General features: G+C 44.4%; 3 protein-coding genes. All 3 read right to left on the bottom strand.

The features are described 5' to 3' along the window. The coding region (locus AC06L3_RS04110) for a hypothetical protein (RefSeq protein WP_475669351.1) at window positions 1-1064 on the bottom strand (1064 nt) is incomplete at its 3' end. A gap of 171 nt (window positions 1065-1235) precedes the next feature. Further along, the gene (locus AC06L3_RS04115) at window positions 1236-2687 is read right to left on the bottom strand and encodes an ATP-binding protein (RefSeq protein WP_475669352.1); all 1452 of its coding nucleotides are present in this window, start codon (window positions 2685-2687) and stop codon (window positions 1236-1238) included. A 114-nt stretch (window positions 2688-2801) separates the two neighbouring features. Next, window positions 2802-3584 (bottom strand): Fic family protein (locus AC06L3_RS04120; protein WP_475669353.1); only part of this gene is annotated, 783 nt, incomplete at its 5' end.

The raw sequence follows: 3584 nt of genomic DNA on the forward strand, positions 1-3584 counted from the left end.
TCATCTGCCGATGTAATGCTCAAACCTGCCATCTTCTTCTCAATGTCCTCGAACAATCTTCGTGCTTCGAGCATTGCATTGATGGTATGCTGAGCTACACCGAAGAAGATCTTGTTTCTACGATCATCCACGATGGATTCCACCTTCTCTGTGGTGATGGTCTCGTTCTTGACCTCCTTATGCAGGTATTTGGCAATAACTTTATCCACGCAAGGGAAGGTCTCGATACGCACCAGTTTTTCGATAGGTTCACCTTGAATCTGCTGCATGACACCAAGTTCCGTTTCCAAAGCCTCGGCCCATTGCTTATGCATGGCTCCATACTGACGGCTGTCGCGCCAATCACGCATAAAAATATGCGCCTCATTGGTCAGAGTGCCACGATCTATGATGCTTGCAAGTTCATCCTTGAAGAGTACAATCACAAGGTCTTTTATCTGCCGTTCCTTATCATAACCGAAAGCGCTCTCTGCCATTTCCCAATAGACGGACAGCAGATTGTACTTTTCCAATCTGTCAAGAATTGCCGTATTTTCATTTATGCACTCTTCTGCCAGGATATAGGTCAACTGGTCGTATGTGGCGAGAGCTGATTTTGTGGTCACTGAAAGCATGGCGCTAATGATGTCTGCGCCGTTCATGCCTTGGTGAACGATGTTTGCCAGCTTGGCCCTATTCTTCTCATCCTTGAAGAACGCGATATGCTCATCAACAATACGGCTCTTCAGTTCCAGTGGTATGTTACACTCCGTAGCATAAAGCGAGGCCATATCGGCGCTGAACTTCACACCCTCCATTTGCAAGTCCAGAAGCCAGTTGCCTGCCGGTTCCGGTTCAGGTTCCTTGCTATATATGAGAAATCCCCGGTCAGGCTGTCCGCCTGTCTGTATGCGGTATTTCAGTGAGAAGGCATTATGATTCAGAGTGAGCATTTCCACGCCCTCTATCTCCATACCCATAGCCAGTTCTTCCATCGTGCCGTCAGCATCATACCAGAATATGTAACGGTTCTTGTTGAACTGTTCACTGAGGACGTTCTGTATTTTCTTCTTGTTATCTGTCATGATCAGATATATCTTCTTCTCTCGGTTTTATCAATCCTAGCAAGTTACCAGCAAGTTAAAATATTTTTTGGTAGAAATGCTCATTTCATTATTATACAGCCATTTATCAATACAATTCTGTTTTCAGATTCATCTTTTACCAATTGTCAGCAAGTTACCGGCAAGTTAACTTTATGCCCAAGCCGGGATATACTTCATGTAACGTGGAGCGGTATTTGGATCAAGTAACTTTATCAACCCTTTGCCCACGGCTTCTTTAATGAGACGTGACGAGCTGCCCGAAGATGTCTCCGGTAACGAGAACCGTTCTCTCAACGACTTATTGGTCAAAGCTTCGCCTTGAATGTACATCAAGCAGGCATGAAGATAACATGACCAAAGCTTATCCTCCATCGGAATGTTACCGAACTCCATTTCCGCGAACAAGGTCACTTTTGTATTCTCTTGAAATACCTCTATGCGTGGTGCAGGCAGATATTGGGCCTCGCAAGCCAGCACCATTCTATCCCATCCGCGTCCGAGTTCTTCGCACATCTTCAGTCTCCGCATAAGAGATGCCAATTTCTCGTTTCGTGATTTTGGCGGATTGTCAATGATACGCATGACATCAACCAGTGGAGTACCCGGATTTGTGACTTCCATTCTGTTCTCAAAAATTTCTACTACTGGTGCAGCCCCAGTAATGTAAAGATCTTGGTGGATCAGACTGTTCGCAATGGCTTCTCTGACCGATGGAAGCGGAAATACGCTTGTTGTCGAAAGCCGTACGGCATTCATTTCCTCACTGGCTGGAAGCAAAGCATTGACATAACGAACCATGTCCTCAAAACACACAGCATAACCCTGGTTGAAAGGTTCCTCTTTCTGTATCTGCAGACGGTTGATGCCCTTATACTGCACCACACGCATTGCCTTACGTCCCAATCTGGCAAAATCATTCAAATCTCTGGCAAAGAGAATTGCGCCCAGATTGGTAATGGAATAAAAACCGTTGTCTTGCTTTTGTATTATGCCATCCTCACTTAGGTAGTGTACGACAGAATCTTTCTCTGTTGGCTGTGGAATCTTAAGTAGAGTGAAGTAAGCATCCACCTGCAGCAATCGGATAATGTCCTCATACCTTTGATCAATTTTGACACATACATCCTCAAACTGAGCGTGACGGAGTTTGTCCCAAAGTTGAGTGCGGAACACCGGAAACTCATGGAGTTTTTTCGTATAGCTGCCACTTCGGATGTAGTCAACCTTCTGGAACGAGACTGGTTCATTGAGAGCTTTGTGAATGCGAATCATCTCCACATGTTTGCCTTCAATCTCTGTCTCAAGGAATTCAAAGTCTGCATTCTTAGACAGCAGATAACGAAGCCAGTTTTCCAGTTCCTGCTCACCTTTCTTTTCCAACGGAAGCCGAACCGTAGTACCAACAATCGCATGAGTCTCGTTATCTACACCCCATATCATATAAGCATAGTCACGGTCGTTGAGAGTAGCAGAATTAGCAAGTGCACTGATGTCCTCGCCAATCATGGTTGGTTCACTGTTATTATGCTTGAACTCTACCCACCCAATTTCTTTAGGAAGTTTGCAGAGTTCCTTTACCAGTATGTCAATGTTTCCTATCATATTATTCTTAACTAACGAGTACAACTCCACTTTATCTTTCAATGTTTATGTTCGTTATCATAAAATCTGCTACATTATCATAAACTGCGAAAACGTAGCAAATACAGTTTGCCACTACATCTTTTCCTTGATTTCTGCCAAAACATCCTTCTTGAATTGAGACACAATCTGCTGTTTCTCATTTTCAGAAGGATAACTGCCGTAAGCAAAGTTCTTGTTCAAGATGCCATTTACAAAATAATGGTCTTCGAAGAATGCAATATAGAATGACTTTTCAATCTCAAAGTTGGGTCTTCTTGGCTCCTGTGGCGACATCATACGGCAGGTAAACCACATTGATTCCGCGTTATCCACATAGTCCATGACCTGACTGTTGTCATAACCTCTCATCACTGTATTCACATGCAGACCACCTCTTGCTTCCTTCGTCTTAGAAAGCCTGTTTGACTTCTCAACTTGTGAGAAACGGAATGTCTGATCAGCCACATCCACGGCCTTGCGCAGAGACTCTGAAATTGGGAAATATACATATTCCAATACGTTCCAGACCTCATCAGGGCATTTATGCCTCAAAGCTGCGGCCTCGGCATCCTGTTGTTTTTTCATGCGTTGAGCGATACGCAACTCCTTCATGAAGTCATCATCCTCTTCGATGCTTTCGCCCTTTCCTGCCTTGATGCAAGTGACCAGTGCGCTTTCCATGCACTTTTCAATGTATTCCGCAAACGGACGAATCTGATCTATTTCGGCATGAGAACCAGCTGATGGTGCAGTACCTACAAATCCGTCGCAGGTACTGAGAGCATTCAGGTAATTCTCCTTATCGGCACTCTTTACCACTATCATTGGATAGTCATGTCGTGCCAGAATGAAGTTCACAAGCAGACGTGCTATTCG

The sequence above is a fragment of the Candidatus Egerieousia sp. genome, from assembly GCF_056211015.1.